We start from the raw sequence: 21,714 nt of genomic DNA, 5'->3' as shown, positions 1-21,714 counted from the left end.
TTTTCAGCCAAGATGAAGGGCAGGGTCAGTGCGGTTTCACAGGCTGGCCGGCGATATAGGTCTGGGTGATGGCGCGGTCGTCGCCCATCATGATCGTTGGGAAGATGGCCTGCCAGATATCCTCGGCGCGTGCGGCGGCCTGTGCGATGGCGGGGGTCGATCCGAGGTCGAGCACGATCATGTCGGCCTCGTACCCGCGGGCCAGCCGCCCGATCCGGTCACCGAGCTTCAACGCCTCGGCCGAGGCGCCCGTGGCGAGCCAGATCAGTTCTGACGGATGCAGCGCCGTGCCGCGAAGCTGTGCGATCTCGTAGGCGGCGGCCATGGTGCGCAGCATGGAGAAGCTGGACCCGCCGCCCGTGTCGGTGGCCAGCCCCACGCGAATCCGGGCGCGCAGGCTCATGTCAAACAGGCCCGACCCGATGAAGGTGTTTGACGTCGGGCAGTGGACCAGCGCCGCGCCGACCTCGGCCAACCGGTCGATCTCGCTAGGGGTAAGGTGGATGGCATGGCCATAGAGGCCGTTTTCGCCCAAGAGGCCATGTGCCTCGTAGGTGTCGAGGTAATCGCGCGCCTCGGGATAGAGGCTGTGCATCCAGGCGATCTCGTCGGTCTGCTCGCTGAGATGGGTCTGCATCAGACAGTCGGGATGCTCGGCCCAGAGGGCGCCGAGCGCATCGAGTTGCCCGCGTGTCGAGGTGGGCGAGAAGCGCGGCGTGACGATGTAGGACAGGCGGTCGACCCCATGCCAGCGGTCGAGCAGCGCCTTGCTGTCGTCATAGGCCGATTGCGCCGTGTCGCGCAGGCCCTCGGGCGCCGTGTCGCGGTCCATGCAGGTCTTGCCGGCCAGCATCCTGAGGCCGCGCGCCTGCGCCTCGACAAAGAACGCCTCGACGCTTTCGGGGTGGATCGTGCAGTAGCTGGCGACGGTGGTGGTGCCGTGCGACAGCACGAGGTCGAAATACCGCGCCGCAACCCTGGCGGCATAGTCGGGATCGCCGAAGCGCATCTCCTCGGGGAAGGTGTAGCTGTTCAGCCAGTCGATCAGCCGCTTGCCCCAGGAGGCGATGATCGCGGTCTGGGGGTAGTGCGCATGGGCGTCGATGAAGCCGGGCAGGATCAGGTGATCGCCGTGGTCGGTGACGGCGGCCTCGGGGTGGGCCGCGCGCAGGGTGTCGGCCTCGTCGACCGCCCCGATGTGCCCGTCCGCCACCAGCACCGCACCCCGCCGTCTGTGGCGCGCTGCACCGGGCCCCTCGCGCACGGGATCGCCGGAAAATTCCAGAACCTGCCCAAGGATCAGGCGCTTGCCGGTCATGCGTCTATCCCGCCTTGTTCCATCCTAACCCTGCATAGCGATCCGATGCGCCCTATGTTAGGCCCAATCGCAACAGGTCACGCGCAACAGACCCCGGGAGGCAGGCATGAGCGACATCGAGGATGACGTGCTGGACGAGTCTGCCGGGGGGCAATCCGGCGAGGCCCGCGACAGCTATGCGCTTGACGACACGCTGCTGGGCAAGCTGCGCGCCGCCGTGGATATCGGCGACCCGGCGGCCATCGACGCGTTGATCACCCCGTTGCACCCGGCCGACATCGCCGACCTCCTGGAACAGGTGTCGGCCCCGGTGCGTGAGGCTTGGCTGAAGCTGTGGCCGTCGAACATCGACGGTGCGGTCCTGTCGGAACTCTATGGCGATCTGCGCGAGGAGGTGATCGGGCTTCTTCCCGACACCGTTCTGACGGACGCCGTGCGCGACCTCGATTCCGACGACGTGGTCGACCTTGTCGAGGATCTCGAGGATGACCAGCAGGTGGCGATCCTCGATTTCCTGCACCCTACAGAACGAGCCGCCGTCGAACAGGCGCTGAGTTACCCAGAGGACTCCGCCGGGCGACTGATGCAGCGCGAGGTCGTGGCCGCGCCCGAGCATTGGACCGTGGGCGAAGCCATCGACTACATGCGCGCCCACAAGCGTGAATTGCCCGAGCAGTTCTACCACCTGATCCTGACCGATCCGCGGATGAAGCCCACCGGCTACGTCACGCTGGGGCGGATCATGTCCTCGGCGCGCAAGACGCCCCTGACCGATCTGGTCGAGGACAGTTTTCGCGCCATCCCCGCGACCCAGCACGAGGACGAGGTGGCCTATGCCTTCAACCAGTATCACCTGATCTCGGCCCCGGTGGTCGATGATGACGGGCGGCTTGTGGGGATCATCACCATCGACGATGCCATGATCGTGCTGGACGAGGCGAACGAGGAAGACATCCTGCGCCTTGCCGGTGTGGATGGAGAAAGCTCACTCAACGACCGGGTGATCGACACGACCAAGCGGCGCTTTCCATGGCTGTTCGTCAATCTCATCACCGCGATCCTCGCCTCGCTGGTGATCTCGCAATTCGAGGAGGCCATCGCGCAGATCGTGGCCTTGGCCGTGCTGATGCCGATCGTCGCCTCGATGGGGGGCAATGCGGGCACGCAAAGCCTGACGGTTGCGGTGCGCGCACTGGCCACGAAGGACCTGACGCGCTCGAACCTGATGCGGGTCGTGATGCGCGAAGCCGGGGTGGGATTGATCAACGGGGCGGTTTTCGCCGTCGTGATGGGGGTGATCGGGCTGGCCTGGTTCGGCAGCGCGATGCTGGGCGTGGTGATTGCCGTCGCGATGGTGATCAACCTGCTGGTGGCGGGATTGGCCGGGATCCTCGTGCCGGTCGTGCTGGATCGGTTGAAGGTCGATCCGGCGCTGGCCTCGGGGGCGTTCGTGACAACGGTGACCGATGTGGTCGGCTTCTTCGCCTTCCTCGGGCTGGCCGTCCTGCTGCTGTTGTAAGGGGTTGCGCCGCGCGGTCGCGCGTCGCCGGGGGCAAAAAATCGGAGATTTTCCGGGGCACTGGCATGGCCGCCTGCGCCGGTTGCGTGCGACCCGAAAGCACCAGCGGCGGTCTGGAGAAAGACAGGCGACCGTCTTTGGAGGCGTGCGCTCAGCCCGGCACTTCCAGCGTGATGGTGCGGCCGTTGCGCACGTATTGCAGGGTGCTTTCGCCGATTGCGGCCACCGTGCCGCCGTTCAGGCTGTCGCCGACGGCCACCCGCACGAACCGGCCCGAGGGCAGGCGGACAAGGGCGCGACGGCTGGAGTTCGTGCCTGTCACACCGATCAGGTTGAGGTCCCGCAGGCGAAGCGCATTGCGTTCCGTGGCAGCGCGCGCCACGTCGGCGTTCGAGGGGATCTGCGGCTGCGGCGCGATCTGGCTGGGCGCCACGGCAGGCGCTGTGGGTTCAGGGGCCCGCTCTGCGCTGGCGACCAGTTCGTCGATATTCGCGGGACGGGTCGGCGGCACCAGCGACTGAGCTACGGCCAGCGCGGTGCCCTGGATTTCGGGCTCTTCGCCATCGGCCGGGGCGGCCGCATCCGCCTCGGCATCCGCATCTGCGTCGTCGCCGGGGAAGAGCGAGGCCTGCGCTGCGGCTTCCTGTGCCGACAGCGGGCGGGCATCGGGCCGCAGCTCGTTCAGCTCGCCCAAGGTCAGGCCACCCAGCACCTGGCGCTCGCGGGTTTCGTCCAGATCGGTCGGCCGGGGCGTCGGCTGGAACGTGGCGAGGATCGCGCCCTCGACCCCGTTCACCACCGGCGCGTCGGCGGTGGGCTCGGGGGCGATCTCGCGCGGGCGCGGCACGGCGACGATGTCGGGGCGGCCCTGAATGACCAAAGCCCCGTCCGGGGTCACGACGCCCTCAGGCGTGGGCACGACAAGTCCGCGCGCGTCCGTGTCGATCTCGGTGCCGAAGGGCGGCGGGGGCGGCATTCGGCGCAGCATCTCGGAGGGGTTCACACCGGCGGCCGGCAGGGCCAGGGCATCAAACGTGCTGAGCGTCGGGTCGATCGAGGCCACGTAGAGGTCGTTCAACCCGGTGATCGTGCCCGGGTCGGGGCGTTCGGGCGTGCGGGGCCAGATCCCATCCTCGGCGTAGATCTGCTGGGTTTCCTCCAGCGAGGGCAGCAGGTCTTCCGGTGTCGGCGGCAGTGGCGGCAGGTCCAACTCGGCGTCGATATCCGGTAAGTCCTGCGCCGGGGCGGGGGCGGCTTCGGGCACCGCGACCGGCTCTGCCGGGTCGGCGGCCTCCAATGCCGCAAGGTCCACGCCATCCGCGGCGGCCTCGTCCTCCGCATCGGGTTGCGCTTCGGGGGGGGCTGCCGCGGCGATCTCGGGGCGTTGCACCGGGGCGGTGGCCGAGGCCGCCGCCGGGTTGGGCGCTTCGCCCAATTGGCCGATTGCGGGCGGTGCCGTGATCGCGGCGGGTGGGGCCGGTGCGGTCAGCGGGTCTTCGGCGGCGACGTCGATCGTGTCGGAGCCCGAGACCCATCGCGCCATCGGGCTGTCCGGCAGGAACAGGACCGACCAGATGGCGATCAGCGCCAACAGCACCAGAAGCACCACGGTCAAGATCAACCCCGTGCGAAGCGACGGTCCTGAACCCGCGGTCGTATCGCTCTTGCGTGCCAGAAGCCCGCTGGAGAAGGCCCCGTCGGCGGTGGTCGCGCCATCGGCTGCCGGGGCCGTCTTGCCCGCAGGGGTGGGCTGTGCCCGGCTCTCCTCGGTGTCGCTGCTGCGCAGCGCCGCGCCAAGCGCCGAGAGACGGCTTTCCGGTGCCGCATCGGTGGGGGTGGGGGGCGTCGGTGTACGCGTTCCCAGCCGTGCTGACAGCTTCGCCTGCCGCCCCTGACCACGATCTGCGCCCGTATCGCCCTTGTCTTGGCCACTTAGCCCCTTTGCGCCTTGCCGCGCCGCGTCTAGCAGGCCGGACAAGCGCCCGGGCCGCGTCGCCTCGGTCGGTTTCGTCGCGCCCGGGGCTGGTTGGCCTGCCGCGCCGGCCTTGGCCGAGCCCAGAAGGCCGGTCAGCCGCCCGCGACCGGACGCCCCGCTTGTCGGTGTGCCGCCAGAAACTTTCTCTCCGCCCTTGGGGCGACGGACCTTGGCGCTGCCGCCAGCCGCTTTCGCAGCCGTCTTGGCCAAGGGATCGGGGGTGGACGGCTTGGCCGCGGCGGGAGCGGGCGGTGTCCCCCCCTTGCGACCCTTGGTTTGCGGCGGCGTCGCCGCGTCGTCCCGGGGCTTGGCGCGGCTGATGTCGCGCAGGCGCGTCAATCGGCTCGTCAGCGGGCTGGACTTGGCCGCGTCTGCCGGGGCTTGGGTCGGTGCATCGCTTGCAGGTGCCGTCGGGGCCATGCCCGTCGCAGGTTGGGGGCGCGTCGCGGCAAAGCCGATCCGCGGCTTGCGTTGCGCGACACTGGCTGCTGCGGTCGGCGTATCGGCGGGCGGGGCGTCCTTCGCCCGACGAGCCGAGAAGGTGGGCACAGCTGCATCGGGAGAGCCCGGCGTAGGCGCTGCCACGGACGGTTTTTTATCTTTGCCGGTCGGCGTTTTTCCGGCGTCCTTTTCGTCTCGGGCGCGTTGACGTGCCGCGAGGACAGCCGTCGCCGGAAGGGGCGGCAGGTCGTCGTCCCCTTCTTCGCCCATGTCATCGAGAAACGGCACGGGAGAGGAAGGCGCTGCCGCAGCGGGCGCTGAGGGCCGCGGCGCATCGGGGGCGCTTTTCGCATCTTCTGCCGCTGACTCGGCTTCGTCCTCTGGCGGCAGGGGGGCGACCGGCCCATCGAGCATCGGATCGGTGATCGGGTTCGGCGGGGGCTCGTCCTCGGGCGTGCTTTCTTCGGAGGGTGCGTCCTTGGTGGGCGCATCGCGCTCGGCGGCAACGGTTTCAGCCTCTGCCTTCTCAGGCGCGGCTTCAGGCTCCTCTCCGGGGCTGACCGTCTCGGCCTCCGAGGTGCCGTCGGCTGTGACAATCGCTTCGGCAGGCTCGCCGGGTGTCTCCTCGGGCGATGCCTCGTCCGGCGCCGGGGCTTTGTCCTCGTCCTCTGCCGGTTCGATCACCTCTGCTTCTGCGGGGGCGGTCTCGGCAGGCAGGTCGGCCGCGTCGGCCGCGTCCGCGTCAGGCTCCGGTACATCCGTGGCCTCGGCGGTGTCGTCCGGCGTCTGGGGCGCGTCTGGCGCGGCCCCGGTCGTCTCGTCCCAGGCGTCTGCACCAAAGGCGAGCCCTTCGTCGGGAAAGCTCAGCCCGTGCGCGGGGCCGGACAGGTCGAAGAGCGGCACGCCGGGGAATTTCTCAAGCGGTGGCATGGCCGCAAAGCCAACCCCGTTGAACCCGTGTCCCTCGGCAAAGGCGCGCGCCTCGTCCAGCGTTTCCTGGGCAACCACGGCCAGCTTGACGCGATCCTCTTCGATGGTGCGCCAGTCATAGACCAGTTCGGTCACGGCATAGGGCGTCAGCCCTTCCAGTCCTTCCTCGATCCGGAAGGTCGTCAATTCGTCATCGCCCGTGGGCGCGGTCAGCGAGGTATAGAGGATCTGGTCGTCCGGCAGTACCAGAAGCGTGGCGAACCCCTTGCCCTCGCGTTCCTCGCCCTTGGCCCGCAGCTTGGCCATGGCGTCGTCGAGATTGGGCGCGTCGAAACTGACATCGCCCAGAAAAGCCCAATGGCCAGCCCCCTGGCGATGCGCAAGCGCGATGCCATCGGGCGACAGAAAGAGCGCGAAATGAACCGTCAAGACAGACCTCTGTCGGCAGCAGCGGGCGCAGATACCCGCACAATCGCCCCCTCATATAGGTATCGCGCCCTTGGGGAAACAGGGCGCGGCCCGAGGGGTCGCTATAAGCGGAATTTAGACTACCGGGATTCCCCTTTTGAAAAAAGGGTTTGTTGCCAGCCCGTTGTCTGGCCCTGCACAGCCTGTGGATAAGTCCGGATTCTGTGGATAACCCGGGCCGTGTTCTGCGGCCCGGGTTGACGGCGACTCAGGCGGTCGCCTTGGCCAAAGCCTGGTCCAGATCGGCGATCAGGTCCTCTGCATTCTCGATGCCGATCGACACGCGCACCACGTTGGGCGCGGCGCCGGCGGCCTCTTGCTGTTCCGGCGTTAACTGCCGGTGCGTGGTCGAGGCCGAATGGATGATCAGCGACCGCGTATCGCCCAGGTTGGCGACATGGCTGAAGATCTCGAGGGCATCGACCAGCTTGACGCAGGCGTCGTAGCCGCCCTTCACGGCAAAGGTGAACAAGGCCCCTGCACCCTTGGGGCAGACCTCGGCCACGCGGTGGTGGTAGGGGCTGCTTTCAAGGCCGGCATAGGTCACGTAATCGACGCGGGGGTCGGCCTCCAGCCACTTGGCGACCGTCACCGCGTTCTCGACATGGCGCTCCATCCGCAGCGACAGGGTTTCGATCCCCATCAGCGTGTAATGCGCGGCTTGCGGGTTCATGGTCATGCCCAGGTCGCGCAAGCCCACCGCGATGCCGTGGAAGGTGAAGGCGAGCGGTCCGAAGGTCTCGTGGAACTTCAAGCCGTGATAGGCGGGTTCGGGCTGGGAGAGGCTGGGGAACTTGTTGCTGGCCGACCAGTCGAACTTGCCCGAATCGACGATGCAGCCGCCGGTGACCGTGCCGTTGCCGGTCAGGTATTTCGTGGTCGAATGCACGACCAGCGTGGCGCCGTGCTCGATCGGGCGGCACAGGTAGGGCGTGGCCGAGGTGTTGTCGATGATCAGCGGCACGCCCGCCGCATCGGCGATATCGGCAATGGCGCGCACATCGGTGATGTAGCCGCCGGGGTTGGCGATCGCCTCGCCGAAGACCGCGCGTGTGTCGTCGTCGATGGCGTCGCGCACGGCATCGAGGTCGTCGAAATCGACGAACTTGGCCGACCAGCCGAAGCGTTTGATCGTCTGACTGAACTGCGTGACCGTGCCGCCGTAAAGCCGCGTCGAGGCGACCACGTTCTTGCCCGGCCCCATCAGCGGGAACAGCGCCATGATCTGCGCCGCATGCCCCGACGAGCAGCAGACCGCGCCGACACCGCCCTCCAGCGTCGCGATCCGTTCCTGAAGGACGGCGACGGTGGGGTTGGTCAGCCGCGAATAGATGTAGCCCACTTCCTGAAGGTTGAAGAGCGCCGCGGCATGTTCCGCGTCCCGGAAGACATAGGCCGTGGTCTGGTAGATCGGCGTCTGCCGCGCGCCCGTGGCCGGGTCGGGGCGGGCGCCCGCGTGGATCTGAAGCGTGTCGAAGCCGTAGCTGGGTGCGTCACTCATGGGGTCATCCTTCCTCCCGAACTGCATCGCGACAGGAGTAGGCGAGTTGTCGAAACGTCACAACGGCCCAGGCGTGGATAGGAACGCGTGTCATGCGACAAGATGCGATTGGAGATGCCTGTTCGTCGAGTATTGCCGCTTTCGAACGTTCGGACCAACGCCGCGCGCGACCATCGGATCGGCCCCTTGCCACTGGACGCCCGCGCGGCGATCGGGCATTACCCTCTGCAAACGACCGACCCCGAGCGGAGACGCCCTGTCATGCTGGATTTCATCAAACGCCTTGTTACCTGGTGGAACGGCCAGACCCTTGGCACGCAGATTTTCACCGCCCGCAAGGGTGTGAAGGTCGGCGAGGACGATCAGGGCAACATCTACTACCGCTCGCGCGACGACAAACGCCGCTGGGTCATCTATAATGGCCTGTCCGAGGCCAGCCGCGTCAGCCCCGACTGGCATGGCTGGCTGCATCACACATGGGACGAGCCGCCGACCGAGAAGCCCGTCGCCCACAAGGCGTGGGAAAAACCACACCTGCCGAACCTGACGGGCACACCGGCAGCCTATGCGCCGGCGGGCTCCATCCGCCGGATTGAGCCGGTCGAGCGGCAGGATTACGAGGCGTGGACCCCGGAGTAAGCGTTTGACGCGTCCGGCCTTGAACCACCGGTCCCCACATCGGGCGCAAGGAGGCGACATGCTCCATGGCTGAGCGTGACGACACCCTGACCGAGATCCTTGTCGGCGGCCTCGTGCTTGCCGCCGCCGCCGGGTTCTTTTTCTACGCGGCGACCAGCGCGGGGGGGCTCGGCACGCCCGGCGGGTACCGGCTCGAGGCGTCCTTCCGGTCGGCCGAAGGGATCGGCGTCGGAACCGAGGTGCGACTGGCCGGGGTGCGAATCGGTACCGTCACGGCGATGGAATTGAACCCCGAGACCTTCCTCGCGGACACGACCTTCATCGTATCCGACGACGTCATCCTGCCCGATGACAGCGCCATCGCGATCGCGTCCGAGGGTCTTTTGGGCGGAAATTTCGTCGAGGTGATTCCGGGCGGGTCGCCCTTCAACCTCGAACCGGGCGACGCGATCCTTGATACGCAAAGCTCGGTCAGCCTGCTGACGCTGCTGATGCGCTTCGTCAGCGGGGAGGGGGGCGAATGATGCGCCGCGCCGCTGCCGCGCTTGGCCTGTGCATCGCGATCGCCGCACCGCTCGGGGCGCAGCAATTCGACAATTTCGGTGACGATCCGTTCGAAGGGTTTCAATTGCCCAATCCCGATGGCCTGGTGATCGAAGGGCTCGGCGAGGAGGACAACCAGACCGGCGAGATCATAATCCAGCCGCTCGGCGAGAAAGGTGTCATGCTCGAAGACGGGATCGAGGGGGGCGCGGTGCTCCAGACCTTTCCGGGCGTGACCGGGCCGGTCACCTCGGTCAGCCAGCCTGAAACCGAGAGCGCCTCTCGCGTGACCTTGCGCGCCCTCGATCGCATGCGCGGGTCGCCGACCGATCTCGACCTCGCGATGGGGGAAACTGTTCTCTTCGGGCGGATCGCCATTCGCGTGCTCGACTGCCGCTACCCGGTGGATAACCCAAGCTCGGACGCATTCGCCTATGTGCAGGTCGTCGACTCGGCGGGCAGCGAATTGTTCGATGGATGGATGATCGCCTCGTCGCCCGCGCTGAACGCGCTGGAGCATGCGCGCTACGACGTCTGGGTGCTCAACTGCAGCACGTCCTGAACGGGCAGGTCGCTTGGCATGGCGTGGAAATCGGCAGTCTCGGTCAAGGCCTGCGCCAAGCTTTCGCGATAATCGGCACGCGGGACTTCGACCGCCCCGAGGCTGATCAGATGCTCGGTGACGAATTGCGTGTCGAAGAGGCGAAAACCGCCATAGTTCAGCCGCGCCACCAGCCACGCAAGGGCCAGTTTCGAGGCGTCCGGGCGGCGTGAGAACATCGACTCGCCGAAATAGGCCGCCCCAAGCGTGATGCCGAAAACGCCGCCGGTCAGGTCTCCGTCCTCCCAGAGCTCGACGGAATGGGCAAAGCCGGCCTGATGCAGGGCGAGGTAGACGCCGAAGAGTTCCGCGTTGATCCAGGTCGGCTCGCGGTCGGCACAGCCATGGACGACCTCGGCGAAAGAGCTGTTGACGCGAACCTCGAACCCACCCCTGCGGATACGGCGCCGCAAGCTGCGTGAGATGTGGAAGCCGTCGAGCGGAAAGACACCGCGCCGCTGCGGGTCGACCCAGAACAGGTCGTCGTCATCGGCCCCTTCGGACATGGGGAAAATTCCCGCCGCATAGGCGCGCAGCATCAGCTCGGGGCTGAGCGGGGGCCGGGTGCGGGGATACATGTCATGCGCCATACCCTAGAGGTAGGCGCATGCGCGGCGATTTCCCATTGAAAAACGCGTTTGACCCGACCGGGCAGAATTTTCCGGAAAAATTCTGCGGCCCGGCTCAGTCCATGTTCTCTTCCAGCCAGCGTTCCAGCCAGTGGATCGTGTAGTCGCCCGACTGGATGTCAGGTTCCTGCAAAAGCGCATGGAACAGCGGCACGGTCGTGTCGACGCCATCGACGATCAACTCGCCAAGCGCGCGGTTCAGACGCGCCAGTGCCTCGGGCCGGTCGCGGCCATGCACGATCAGCTTGGCGATCAGGCTGTCGTAATAGGGCGGGATCTTGTAGCCGTCATAGAGTGCGGAATCCATCCGGACGCCCAGGCCGCCCGGCGCGTGATACTGGGTGATCTTGCCGGGGCAGGGGGCGAAATTCGGCAGACGCTCGGCGTTGATGCGCACCTCGATGGCGTGGCCGCGCAACTCCAGGTCGTCCTGGGTGAAGGACATCGGCTCGCCGGCGGCAACGCGGATCTGCTCGCGCACGAGGTCGACGCCGAAGATCGCCTCGGTCACCGGGTGTTCCACCTGCAGGCGGGTGTTCATCTCGATGAAGTAGAACTCGCCATCCTCGTAGAGGAACTCGATCGTGCCCGCGCCTTCATAGCCGAGGTCGGCCACGGCCTTGGCGCAGGTCTCGCCGATGCGGGCGCGCGTCGCCGCGTCGATGGCGGGGCCGGGCGCCTCTTCCAGCACCTTCTGGTGGCGGCGCTGGAGCGAGCAGTCGCGCTCGCCCAGATGCACGGCCGTGCCGCGCCCGTCGCCGAAAACCTGCACCTCGATATGGCGCGGCTTGCCGAGGTATTTCTCGATATACACCTCGTCATTGCCGAAGGCGGCCTTGGCCTCGGCGCGGGCGGTGCGGAAGGCGGTTTCGAGGTCGGCCTCGGTCCGGGCGAGCTTCATGCCGCGCCCGCCGCCGCCAGCGGTCGCCTTGACAATCACGGGGTAGCCGATGGACTTGGCCACGGCCTCTGCCGTTTCGAAATGATGGACGCCGCCATCCGAGCCGGGCACGCAAGGCACGCCAAGCGCCTTCATCGTGTCCTTGGCGGTGATCTTGTCGCCCATCATGCGGATATGCTCGGCCGAGGGGCCGATGAATTTCAGGCCGTGATCCTCGACCGCCTGAACGAAATTCGCGTTCTCCGACAGGAACCCATAGCCGGGGTGGATCGCCTCGGCGCCGGTGATCTCGCAGGCGGTCAGGACACCGGCCATGCTGAGATAGCTTTCATTCGACGGCGCGGGGCCGATGCAGACCGATTCGTCGGCCATGCGGACATGCATCGCGTCGGCATCGGCGGTGGAATGGACGGCGACGGTGCCCACGCCCATCTCGCGCGCGGCACGGATCACGCGAAGCGCGATCTCGCCGCGGTTGGCGATGAGGATCTTGGAAAACATGGCGCGGCCCCGCTTACTCGATGATCATCAGCGGAGCGCCGAATTCCACGGGCGCCTTGTCCTCGACGAGGATGCGCTTGACCGTCCCGGCGCGCGGGCTGGGGATCTGGTTCATGGTCTTCATCGCCTCGACGATCAGCAGGGTCTGGCCCTCGGCCACCTTGTCGCCAACCGACACGAAGGACGGCGCGCCCGGTTCGGGCTGCAGGTACACGGTGCCGACCATGGGCGAGGTGACTGCGTTGGGGTTCTGGGCCGGGTCCTCGGCGGTGGCCGGTGCCGGTGCGGCGGTCTCTGCGATGGGGCCGGGGGCGGGCATCATGGCCGACGCGGCTGGTGCGGCGTACTGGACCGGGGCGGGGGCCGGTTGCTGGCGCGAGACGCGGACATTCAGGCTGTCGTCTTCCCCGTAGTCGCGCTTGACCTGCAATTCGGTCAGATCGTTCTCGTTCAGAAGCTCTGCCAATGCGCGGATGAACTCCACGTCCTGCTCATGCGTCTTGTTGGTCATGTATATCCTCTGAGCTCATCCCTGGGCGGCGTCGCGCCGGGGCTGCATCACCACGGTATCGACGCCCTATAACGCAGCATGACCCGGGGGAAAAGCCGCGCAATCACCTAGGGATTTGGGGAGGCGCGGGCGTATTGGAACCCCGTGCTGCCCGAATTTCAGGCAAACGCGCCGGTTTGGACGGCAAACTGCACCCGTTGCGGCGCGATCCAATAATTTACCATTTGATAAAAAATCGGACCCGTGCCAGCGTGATTGCGACGAAAGAGGCCGTGAAAGGCCCGAGCCATCCATCCGACCGGGAGAGCCACACATGAGCAACACCCCCTTCACCCCCGGCATCGCGCCTGCGCGTCTTGCGCCCGCGACGCTGGAGGAGAATTTCTCCGATCTGCACCCAAGGCTGGACGACCACGAAGCGCTCGTGGCCGCCGACCGCTGCTATTTCTGCCATGACGCGCCCTGCATGACGGCCTGTCCGACCGATATCGATATTCCGCTGTTCATTCGCCAGATTGCCACCGGCACGCCCGAGGCAGCGGCGAAGACGATCTTCCAGCAGAACATCCTTGGCGGCATGTGCGCCCGCGTTTGCCCGACCGAGACGCTCTGCGAAGAGGTCTGCGTGCGCGAGGTGGCCGAGGGCAAACCCGTCGAGATCGGGCGCTTGCAGCGCTATGCGACCGACACGTTGATGGAGCAGGGCGTGCACCCGTTCGAGCGGGCCGCGCCGACGGGGCGCAAGATCGCCGTCGTGGGCGCCGGGCCGGCGGGCCTTTCCTGTGCGCATCGGTTGGCGATGAAGGGCCATGACGTCACCATCTTCGAGGCCAAGCCCAAGCCCGGTGGCCTCAACGAATACGGCATCGCCTATTACAAATCCGTGGGCGGCTTCGCCGAGGCCGAGGTCGATTGGCTGCTGAAGATCGGCGGCATCACCGTCGAGAACGGCAAGGCGCTTGGGCGCGACCTGACCCTTGGCGAGTTGGAAAACGACTTCGACGCGGTCTTCCTCGGAATGGGTCTGGCGGGGGTGAACGCCCTGCGCGCGAATGGCGAGGCCAAGGACGGCGTGGCCGACGCGGTGGGCTTTATTGCCGACCTGCGGCAGGCCGAGGATCTGGCGACGCTGCCGGTGGGCCGCAACGTCGTGGTGATCGGGGGCGGCATGACCGCCATCGACGCTGCCGTGCAGTCGAAACTGCTGGGCTCCGAGACCGTGACGCTGGTCTACCGCCGCGGGCGCGAGGCGATGCCGGCCAGCCGGTTCGAACAGGATCTCGCGGCGTCGAAAGGCGTGCGCTTCATCTTCAACGTCATGCCGATCGAGGTGGTCGGCAACGGGTCGGTGACGGCGCTGCGCTGCGAATACACGCGATCCGAGGGCAAATCCCTCGTGGGCACCGGCGAAACCTTCGACATCCCCGCCGACCAGGTTCTCAAGGCCATCGGCCAGACCCTTGGCGAGATGCCGGAGGGGCTGGACCTGGCCGGCGGCAAGATCGCCGTGACCGGGGCGGGGCGCACCAACCTCGCCAAGGTCTGGGCTGGCGGCGACTGCGCCGCGGGGGGCGAAGACCTGACCGTGACAGCCGTGGCCGAGGGCCGCGATGCCGCCGAAGACATCCACGCAATGCTGACCGAGGCAGCCGGCTGAGCGCCGCGCAACCGAAGGAGTAAGACACATGGCAGACCTGACCACGACCTTCTGCGGCATCACCTCGCCCAACCCGTTCTGGCTGGCCTCGGCGCCGCCGACCGACAAGGAATACAACGTCCGCCGCGCCTTCGAGGCCGGCTGGGGCGGTGTCGTCTGGAAGACCCTCGGCGAAGCGGGGCCGCCCGTCGTCAACGTGAACGGCCCGCGCTACGGCGCGATCTGGGGCGCGGACCGGCGCCTGCTGGGCCTGAACAACATCGAGTTGATCACCGACCGCCCGCTCGAGGTGAACCTCGAAGAGATGACGCGGGTGAAAAAGGACTACCCAGACCGCGCGCTGATCGCCTCGCTCATGGTGCCGGTGAACGAGGACAGCTGGAAAGCGATCCTCGACCGGGTGATCGAAACGGGCTGCGACGGGGTGGAGCTGAACTTCGGCTGCCCCCACGGCATGAGCGAGCGCGGCATGGGATCGGCGGTGGGGCAGGTGCCCGAATACGTCCAGCAGGTCACCGAATGGTGCAAGAAACATTCGGACCTGCCCGTGATCGTGAAGCTGACGCCCAACATCACCGATATCCGCAAGCCCGCGCAGGCGGCCAAGGATGGCGGCGCAGATGCGGTCAGCCTGATCAACACGATCAACTCGATAACCTCGGTCGACCTCGACCTGTTCGCGCCGGAACCCACCATCGACGGCAAGGGCGCGCATGGCGGCTATTGCGGCCCGGCGGTCAAACCCATCGCGCTCAACATGGTGGCCGAGATCACGCGCACGCCGTCGCTGGCGGGTTTGCCGGTCTCCGGCATCGGGGGGGTGACCACGTGGAAGGACGCGGCCGAGTTTATCGCGCTTGGCGCGGGCAACGTGCAGGTCTGCACGGCGGCCATGACCTATGGCTTCAAGATCGTCCAGGAGATGATCTCGGGCCTGTCGCAATACCTCGATGAAAAAGGCATGAGCTCGGTCGATGAGTTGGTCGGCCGCGCGGTGCCGAACCTCAGCGACTGGCAGCACCTGAACCTGAACTACGTCACCAAGGCGCGGATCGACCAGGAGGCCTGCATCAAGTGCGGGCGTTGCTATGCCGCCTGCGAGGATACCAGCCATCAGGCGATTTCCATGTCCGAGGATCGCACCTTCGAGGTGATCGATGCCGAATGCGTGGCCTGCAACCTGTGCGTGAATGTCTGCCCGGTCGAGGGCTGCATCACCATGGAGCGGATGGAGCCCGGCACCACCGATCCGCGCACCGGCAAGGTCGTCGAGGAAGAGTATGCGAACTGGACGACGCATCCGAACAACCCCGGCAGTTGCGCCGCTGAATGAAGGGTTTCGCCGCGCCTGCGCGCGGCGACCCGGGGGGGGCTTTGCCCCCCGCACCCCCCAGAGTTTTCTTGCCAAGATGAAGGAAGGGCCGCCCGCGCCAGGGCGGCCTTTTCGCGTTGCGTCAGGGAGCGAGCAGGCGCCGGAACAGCGTGTCGAGAAATGTCTCGGCCTCGGCCAGCGGGTCATGGCCGGGGCCGAGCACGGCGCGGACCTGTACGTCGAAATCGGCGTAATGCTGGGTCAGCGCCCAGACCGAGAAGATCAGGTGATGCGGATCCACGTCGGCGATCTGGCCTTCCGCGATCCAGCCGCGAATGACGCCGGCCTTTTCATCCACAAGCGATTTCAGGTCGGTGGCCAGCAGGTGTTCCATGCGCGGCGCGCCCTGGACGATCTCGTTGGCGAAGAGGCGCGATTCGCGCGGGAAATCGCGGCTGAGTTGCAGCTTGCGCCGGACATAGGCGAGCAGTTCCTCGATCGGCTCACCGCTTGGGTCCAACTCGCGCAGCGGGTCCAGCCAGGTTTCCATCAAGCCGCTGAGAAGCGTGATGAAAATCGCCTCTTTCGACGGGAAATAGTAAAGCAGGTTGGGTTTCGACAGCCCCGCCTCTCCGGCGATCTGGTCGAGGGTGGCGCCCCGAAACCCGTGCCGCGAGAAGACTTCGAGCGCAGCGTCGAGAATCGTGGACCGGTTCTTTTTCTGGATGCGGGTGCGGGGTGGATTGGCGTTCATGGGGTCCAGAGTGGCGGTCGGCTGGCGTGGAGGCAAGGCAGGCCTTTCCACCATGCCCGATTGCTGGGCATGTTTGCCTTTTCAGGCATCATTTGCCTTGCGATTGGGCAGGCGAGGGCGTTCAATTCATTGACTGGCACAGCGCCTCTGCTAGCGTGATCTTGACCGTTTGGTCAAAAACAATCGAAGCCCCGGCGGCGCGCGACCGGGGCAGTAGACAGGGAATGACCACGATGGCCCTCGACCGTTCCAACCCGGTGCCGAACGACCTTTCCGCTTTCTGGATGCCGTTCACGGCCAACCGGCAGTTCAAGAAGACGCCGCGGATGTTCGTGTCGGCGGACGGGATGTACTACAAGACATCCGACGGGCGCGACGTGCTGGACGGCACGGCGGGTCTGTGGTGCTGCAACGCGGGCCACAACCGCCCCAAGATCGTCGAGGCGATCCGCCAACAGGCCGGCGAGTTGGACTATGCCCCCGCCTTTCAGATGGGCCACCCCAAAGCCTTCGAACTGGCGACACGCCTGCGCGACATGGCGCCCGAGCCGATGGAGCATGTGTTCTTCACCAACTCGGGCTCCGAGTCGGTTGAGACCGCGCTGAAGATCGCCATCGCCTACCAGCGCGCCATCGGGCAGGGCACACGCACCCGCCTGATCGGGCGCGAGCGCGGCTATCACGGGGTGAATTTCGGCGGCATCTCGGTGGGCGGGATCGTCAACAACCGCAAGTTCTTCGGCTCGCTCCTGACCGGGGTCGACCACTTGCCGCATACGCATCTGCCTGCCAAGAACGCCTTCAGCCGCGGTCAGCCCGAGCATGGTGCCGAACTCGCCGACGAGTTGGAGCGCATCGTCGCCCTGCATGGCCCCGAGACCGTGGCCGCCGTGATCGTCGAGCCGATGGCGGGCTCGACCGGGGTGCTGATGCCGCCCAAGGGATACCTGCAACGCCTGCGCGAGATCACGCGCAAGCATGGCATCCTGCTGATCTTCGACGAGGTGATCACCGGGTTCGGGCGGCTCGGGTCGTCCTTCGCGGCGGATCATTTCGACGTGATGCCCGACATGATCACCTGCGCCAAGGGCCTGACCAATGGCGTGATCCCGATGGGCGCGGTGCTGGCCACCAAGGAGATCCACGACGCGTTCATGCATGGGCCGGAAGAGGCGATCGAGCTGTTCCACGGCTACACCTACTCGGGCAACCCGATCGCCTCGGCCGCCGGCCTGGCGACGCTGGAGACCTACAAGGAAGAGGGGCTGTTCGAGCGCGCGGCCGAGTTGGCGCCCTATTGGGAAGACGCCGTGCACAGCTTGCGCGACTGTCCGCATGTGATCGACATCCGCAACATGGGCCTGATCGCGGGGATCGAGTTGGACCCGATCGCGGGCGCGCCGACGAAGCGGGCGTTCTCGGCCTTCCTGCAGGCCTACGAGAACGACGTCCTGATCCGCACCACGGGCGACATCATCGCGCTCAGCCCCCCGCTGATCATCGAGAAGCACCATATCGACACGCTGTTCGGCAAGTTGGCCGACATCCTGAAGGGCCTGGACTAACAGGGCCCCGGACGAAACTGACAGGGAAGGACTATTCATGGCGGCCCCGGCTGAGAACATGACGATCAATGGCGAGCGGCTTTGGGACTCGCTGATGGAAATGGCCAAGATCGGGCCGGGCGTGGCGGGCGGCAACAACCGCCAGACGCTCACCGACGAGGATGCCGAGGGCCGCGCCCTGTTCCAGTCCTGGTGCGAGGCGGCGGGCATGACGATGGGCGTGGACGAGATCGGCAACATGTTCGCCCGTCGTGAAGGCACCGACCCCGACGCCCTGCCTGTCTATGTCGGCAGCCACCTCGATACGCAGCCCACTGGCGGCAAATACGATGGCGTTCTGGGGGTCCTTGGCGGGCTTGAGGTGATTCGCACCCTCAACGACCTGAACATCAAGACGAAACATCCGATCGTCGTGACCAACTGGACGAACGAAGAGGGCACGCGCTTCGCGCCCGCGATGCTGGCCTCGGGCGTGTTTTCCGGGCGCCACACGCTCGACTGGGCCTATGACCGCGTCGATGCCGAGGGCAAGCGGTTCGGCGATGAGCTGGAGCGGATCGGCTGGAAGGGCGAGGAAAAGGTCGGTGATCGCAAGATGCACGCCATGTTCGAGTTGCACATCGAACAGGGCCCGATCCTCGAAGCCGAGGGCAAGGATATCGGTGTCGTCACGCATGGGCAGGGGCTGCGCTGGATCGAATGCACCGTGACCGGCAAGGAGAGCCACACCGGTTCTACCCCCATGCACATGCGCAAGAACGCGGGCCGTGGCCTCGCGCTCATTACCGAGCTGGTGCACGAGATCGCGATGAAGAACCAGCCGAACGCGGTTGGCGCGATCGGGCATATCGACGTCTACCCCAACTCGCGCAACATCATTCCCGGCAAGGTCGTCTTCACCGTCGACATGCGCACGCACCTGCTGGATAAGCTCAACGCGATGGTGGACGAGTTGATGGAGCGTGCGCCGAAACTCTGCGAAGAGATCGGGGTCACGTTCAGCGCCGAGATCGTGGGGCAGTTCGACCCGCCGGCCTTCGACGAAAATTGCGTGAGCGCCGTGCGCCAAGCCGCTGAACGTCTTGGATATTCCCACATGGATATCGTGTCGGGCGCAGGCCATGACGCGTGCTGGATCAACGATGTCGCGCCCACCGCGATGATCATGTGCCCCTGCGTGGATGGGCTTTCGCACAACGAAGCCGAAGAAATTTCACCTGAATGGGCGACCGCGGGCGCCAATGTGCTATTCCACGCCGTAGTGGAAACTGCGGAGATCGTGGAATGAAATTTGTGAAGTTCGTGGCCCCGGCGGTCATGCTGGCCCTGTTGGCGGGCTGCGTGACGCCGACGCCCGAGGGGGAAACCGAGGCCCTGAGCGAAGAGATCCTGGCGCTCGCGGCACCCGGGCAGGACACGACGAGCGTGCGGCTCGAGTCCGACGGCTGCTATTGGTACCGTTACGAGGGGCCGGTCGAAACGACCTACCTGCCGCTCATGACGCGCGATGACCGCATGATCTGTGTCGTGGCGCAATAAGCCACGCGCAGACCTGAAAATGCCCCTGAAAACAGGGGAATGACATCAAACCGGGGCCGGGAAAGGCCCCGGGCAAACGGGGAGTACGAGATGAGCAAGGTGATCAAGGGCGGGACCGTCGTCACCGCCGACCGCCAGTACAAGGCGGACGTGTTGATCGAGGGCGAGAAGATCGTCGAGATCGGTGAGAACCTCAGCGGTGACGAGGTGATCGACGCCTCCGAGGCCTATGTCATCCCCGGCGGGATCGACCCGCACACCCACCTGGAAATGCCCTTCATGGGCACCACGGCCGCCGAAACTTTCGAGTCGGGCACCTTCGCCGCGGCCGCTGGCGGCACCACGATGCTGGTTGATTTCTGTCTGCCCGGCGCCGATGGCTCGCTCCTGAACGCGATCGACGACTGGGACCGCAAGTCGAAGGACCAGATCTGCGTCGACATCTCGTACCACATGGCCATCACCGGCTGGAACGAGAACATTTTCAACGAGATGGAAGCCGTCGTTAAAGAGCGTGGTATCAACACGTTCAAGCATTTCATGGCCTACAAGGGCGCGCTGATGGTCGAGGACGACGAGATGTTCGCCTCGTTCAAGCGCTGCGCCGAACTGGGCGCGCTGCCGCTGGTCCATGCCGAGAATGGCGATATCGTCCAGGAATTGCAGAACAAGTACCTCGCCGAGGGGGTCACCGGCCCCGAGGGCCACGCCTATTCCCGCCCGCCCGAGGTGGAGGGCGAGGCCGCGAACCGCGCGATCATGATCGCCGATGCCGCTGGCACCCCGCTCTATATCGTGCACGTGTCCTGCGAGCAGGCGCATGAGGCGATCCGGCGCGCGCGCCAAAAGGGCATGCGCGTTTATGGCGAGCCGCTGATCCAGCACCTGACGCTGGATGAAAGCGAGTATTTCAACAAGGATTGGCAATATGCGGCCCGCCGCGTGATGTCGCCGCCCTTCCGCAACAAGGAACACCAGGCAAGCCTCTGGGCCGGCCTGGCGGCGGGATCGTTGCAAGTGGTTGCCACCGACCACGCGGCTTTTGACGACTCTCAAAAGCGGATGGGCGTCGGCGATTTCACCAAGATCCCCAACGGCACCGGCGGGCTGGAAGAGCGGATGGCGATGCTCTGGACCAAGGGGGTCGAGACGGGCCGCCTGACGCCCGAGGAATTCGTCGCCGCCACCTCCAGCAACATCGCAAAGATCCTCAATATCTACCCGATGAAGGGCGCCCTGGTGCCCGGCGCGGATGCCGACGTGGTGGTCTGGGACCCGACGATCAGCAAGACGATCTCGCCCGCGACGCAGAAATCCATCATTGATTACAACGTCTTCGAGGGCATGGAGGTCACGGCGCAGCCGCGGTACACGCTGTCACGCGGCGATGTCGTCTGGGCCTACGGGCAGAACAGCCAGCCGCAACCGGGCCGCGGCAAGTTCGTCAAGCGCGCGCCGTTCGCGAGCGCGTCCAAGGCGCTGAGCAAGTGGAAGGAACTGACCACGCCGCGCAAGATCGAGCGTGATCCGCTGAATATTCCGAGCGGGGTGTGATGGCTGTTGCAAGCGAGATCGACGGGTCTGCCAGCATGAGCACCGCCCCTCAATCCCCCGTGATCGAGGCCAAGGGCCTGGACCTGACCTTCCAGACCAATGACGGTCCGGTGCAGGCGTTGCGGGACGTGAACCTGACCATCAACAAGGGGGATTTCGTCAGTTTCATCGGCCCCTCGGGTTGTGGCAAGACCACCTTCCTGCGGGTCGTGGCGGCATTGGAGCATCCCACGGGTGGCTCCATCACCGTCAACGGCATGACCCCGGACGAGGCGCGGCGGAAGCGGGCCTACGGCTACGTGTTCCAGGCGGCGGGCCTTTACCCGTGGCGGACCATCGAGAAGAACATCAAGCTGCCGCTTGAGATCATGGGCTTCGACAAGGCCGAGCAGGATCGGCGCGTGAAGAACGTTCTGGAACTGGTTGATCTTGCTGGGTTTGGCAAGAAGTACCCGTGGCAGCTTTCGGGCGGGATGCAGCAGCGCGCCAGTATTGCGCGGGCCTTGGCCTTCGATGCCGACCTGCTGTTGATGGACGAGCCCTTCGGTGCACTGGACGAGATCGTGCGCGACCATTTGAACGAGCAATTGCTGGAGCTTTGGGCGCGGACGCACAAGACCATCGGCTTCGTCACCCACTCGATCCCCGAGGCGGTGTATCTCTCGACCAAGATCGTCGTGATGTCGCCGCGCCCGGGGCGGATCACCGACGTGATCGAAAGCACGCTGCCGGCCGAGCGCCCGCTCGATATCCGCGACACGCCCGAGTTCCTGGAGATCGCGCACCGGGTGCGCGAAGGGCTGCGCGCGGGGCATGCCTATGACGACTGAGGCCGCGAACATGGCACGTCACACCC

The 21,714-nt window shown here is 66.1% G+C and carries 18 protein-coding genes; 11 read left to right on the top strand and 7 right to left on the bottom strand.

Going from position 1 to position 21,714, the window contains the following annotated elements; all coding sequences use genetic code 11:
- Positions 1–25 precede the first annotated feature (25 nt).
- Entirely contained in the window at positions 26–1,318 is a 1,293-nt protein-coding gene (guaD, locus tag KUV65_RS05430) for a guanine deaminase (RefSeq protein WP_222188285.1), read from the bottom strand.
- Positions 1,319–1,424: 106 nt separating this feature from the next.
- On the opposite strand from guaD, the gene mgtE reads away from it, so the two are divergent.
- Entirely contained in the window at positions 1,425–2,837 is a 1,413-nt protein-coding gene (mgtE, locus tag KUV65_RS05425) for a magnesium transporter (RefSeq protein WP_222188283.1), read from the top strand.
- A 151-nt stretch (positions 2,838–2,988) separates the two neighbouring features.
- Here mgtE and KUV65_RS05420 read toward each other — a convergent pair whose 3' ends face one another.
- Together KUV65_RS05420 and KUV65_RS05415 are read right to left on the bottom strand one after the other, a co-directional pair.
- Entirely contained in the window at positions 2,989–6,612 is a 3,624-nt protein-coding gene (locus KUV65_RS05420) for a hypothetical protein (RefSeq protein ID WP_222188281.1), read from the bottom strand.
- A gap of 247 nt (positions 6,613–6,859) precedes the next feature.
- Positions 6,860–8,152, bottom strand: coding sequence for an O-acetylhomoserine aminocarboxypropyltransferase/cysteine synthase family protein (locus tag KUV65_RS05415; protein WP_222188279.1), 1,293 nt, complete (start codon positions 8,150–8,152; stop codon positions 6,860–6,862).
- A 261-nt stretch (positions 8,153–8,413) separates the two neighbouring features.
- On the opposite strand from KUV65_RS05415, the gene KUV65_RS05410 reads away from it, so the two are divergent.
- The 3 genes from KUV65_RS05410 (at position 8,414) to KUV65_RS05400 (ending at position 9,896) form a co-directional block, all read left to right on the top strand.
- On the top strand, positions 8,414–8,791 hold the full coding sequence (locus KUV65_RS05410) for an NADH:ubiquinone oxidoreductase subunit NDUFA12 (protein ID WP_222188277.1): 378 nt from the start codon (positions 8,414–8,416) through the stop codon (positions 8,789–8,791).
- A 65-nt stretch (positions 8,792–8,856) separates the two neighbouring features.
- Positions 8,857–9,315, top strand: coding sequence for an outer membrane lipid asymmetry maintenance protein MlaD (gene mlaD, locus KUV65_RS05405; RefSeq protein WP_222188275.1), 459 nt, complete (start codon positions 8,857–8,859; stop codon positions 9,313–9,315).
- Positions 9,312–9,896, top strand: coding sequence for a DUF2155 domain-containing protein (locus tag KUV65_RS05400; protein WP_222188273.1), 585 nt, complete (start codon positions 9,312–9,314; stop codon positions 9,894–9,896). The genes mlaD and KUV65_RS05400 overlap by 4 nt, the downstream gene beginning before the upstream one ends.
- Here KUV65_RS05400 and aat read toward each other — a convergent pair.
- The 3 genes from aat to accB form a co-directional block, all read right to left on the bottom strand.
- A complete protein-coding gene (aat, locus tag KUV65_RS05395) occupies positions 9,860–10,513 on the bottom strand; it encodes a leucyl/phenylalanyl-tRNA--protein transferase (protein WP_222188271.1) in 654 nt (217 codons plus the stop codon). The genes KUV65_RS05400 and aat overlap by 37 nt on opposite strands.
- A 106-nt stretch (positions 10,514–10,619) precedes the next feature.
- The gene (gene accC / locus KUV65_RS05390) at positions 10,620–11,966 is read right to left on the bottom strand and encodes an acetyl-CoA carboxylase biotin carboxylase subunit (RefSeq protein ID WP_222188269.1); all 1,347 of its coding nucleotides are present in this window, start codon (positions 11,964–11,966) and stop codon (positions 10,620–10,622) included.
- Positions 11,967–11,979: 13 nt separating this feature from the next.
- The gene (gene accB / locus KUV65_RS05385) at positions 11,980–12,477 is read right to left on the bottom strand and encodes an acetyl-CoA carboxylase biotin carboxyl carrier protein (protein ID WP_222188267.1); all 498 of its coding nucleotides are present in this window, start codon (positions 12,475–12,477) and stop codon (positions 11,980–11,982) included.
- A gap of 313 nt (positions 12,478–12,790) precedes the next feature.
- On the opposite strand from accB, the gene KUV65_RS05380 reads away from it, so the two are divergent.
- Both KUV65_RS05380 and preA read left to right on the top strand, forming a co-directional pair.
- Positions 12,791–14,134, top strand: a complete 1,344-nt coding sequence (locus KUV65_RS05380) for an NAD(P)-dependent oxidoreductase (protein ID WP_222188265.1) — start codon at positions 12,791–12,793, stop codon at positions 14,132–14,134.
- Positions 14,135–14,162: 28 nt separating this feature from the next.
- Positions 14,163–15,467, top strand: coding sequence for an NAD-dependent dihydropyrimidine dehydrogenase subunit PreA (preA, locus tag KUV65_RS05375; RefSeq protein WP_222188263.1), 1,305 nt, complete (start codon positions 14,163–14,165; stop codon positions 15,465–15,467).
- A 121-nt stretch (positions 15,468–15,588) separates the two neighbouring features.
- Here preA and KUV65_RS05370 read toward each other — a convergent pair whose 3' ends face one another.
- Positions 15,589–16,200: a TetR family transcriptional regulator C-terminal domain-containing protein gene (locus tag KUV65_RS05370; RefSeq protein ID WP_222188261.1), complete on the bottom strand. Its 612-nt coding sequence runs from the start codon at positions 16,198–16,200 to the stop codon at positions 15,589–15,591.
- A 233-nt stretch (positions 16,201–16,433) separates the two neighbouring features.
- On the opposite strand from KUV65_RS05370, the gene KUV65_RS05365 reads away from it, so the two are divergent.
- From KUV65_RS05365 to KUV65_RS05345, 5 genes are all read left to right on the top strand, one after another.
- On the top strand, positions 16,434–17,765 hold the full coding sequence (locus KUV65_RS05365; protein ID WP_222188259.1) for an aspartate aminotransferase family protein: 1,332 nt from the start codon (positions 16,434–16,436) through the stop codon (positions 17,763–17,765).
- Between the two features lie 37 nt (positions 17,766–17,802).
- Positions 17,803–19,053, top strand: coding sequence for a Zn-dependent hydrolase (locus KUV65_RS05360; RefSeq protein ID WP_222188257.1), 1,251 nt, complete (start codon positions 17,803–17,805; stop codon positions 19,051–19,053).
- A complete protein-coding gene (locus KUV65_RS05355; RefSeq protein WP_222188255.1) occupies positions 19,050–19,304 on the top strand; it encodes a hypothetical protein in 255 nt (84 codons plus the stop codon). The genes KUV65_RS05360 and KUV65_RS05355 overlap by 4 nt, the downstream gene beginning before the upstream one ends.
- Before the next feature lie 90 nt (positions 19,305–19,394).
- On the top strand, positions 19,395–20,858 hold the full coding sequence (gene hydA, locus KUV65_RS05350) for a dihydropyrimidinase (protein ID WP_222188253.1): 1,464 nt from the start codon (positions 19,395–19,397) through the stop codon (positions 20,856–20,858).
- Positions 20,859–20,893: 35 nt separating this feature from the next.
- A complete protein-coding gene (locus KUV65_RS05345; protein WP_222188251.1) occupies positions 20,894–21,688 on the top strand; it encodes an ABC transporter ATP-binding protein in 795 nt (264 codons plus the stop codon).
- The last annotated feature ends 26 nt before the right edge of the window (positions 21,689–21,714 follow it).

It is taken from the genome of Maritalea mobilis (assembly GCF_019800885.1).
Taxonomy (GTDB): domain Bacteria; phylum Pseudomonadota; class Alphaproteobacteria; order Rhodobacterales; family Rhodobacteraceae; genus Roseibacterium; species Roseibacterium beibuensis.
The sequence above is the reverse complement of the archived record's forward strand: the minus strand, read 5'-3'. Positions and strand labels throughout refer to the sequence as shown.